The organism is Bradyrhizobium sp. WSM4873, assembly GCF_055811355.1.
This window is the reverse complement of sequence record NZ_JBVVPS010000134.1, coordinates 1-320: the sequence shown is the minus strand read 5'-3', so window position 1 is coordinate 320 and position 320 is coordinate 1. Positions and strand designations below refer to the sequence as shown.

Annotated in this window: 1 pseudogene; it reads left to right on the top strand. The window is 67.2% G+C overall.

Annotated features, from left to right (window positions below):
* Window positions 1-320, top strand: a pseudogene (locus AC0L21_RS38090) (IS21 family transposase); the annotation flags it as partial.

Below are 320 nucleotides of genomic sequence, written 5' to 3'. Positions count from 1 at the left end.
GCCTGTGGGGTGAGCGATCGGGTGATCTCCCGATCGGTCGGGATCGGTCGCACGGCGATCGCGGAGTATGTCCGCCGGGCCGCGGTGATCGGCATCACCTGGCCGATCCCGGAGGAGCTCGACGACACAGCCCTGGAGCGCAAGCTGTTTGCGCCGGCCGGCTACAACCCGCCACGATCGAAGCCGCTTCCGGATTGGGGGCATGTCCATGCCGAGTTGCGCCGCCGCAGCGTAACGCTGGCACTGCTGTGGGAGGAATACCGCGGCCATCATCCCGACGGCTACGGCTACAGCCGGTTCTGCGACCTCTACGTCGAATG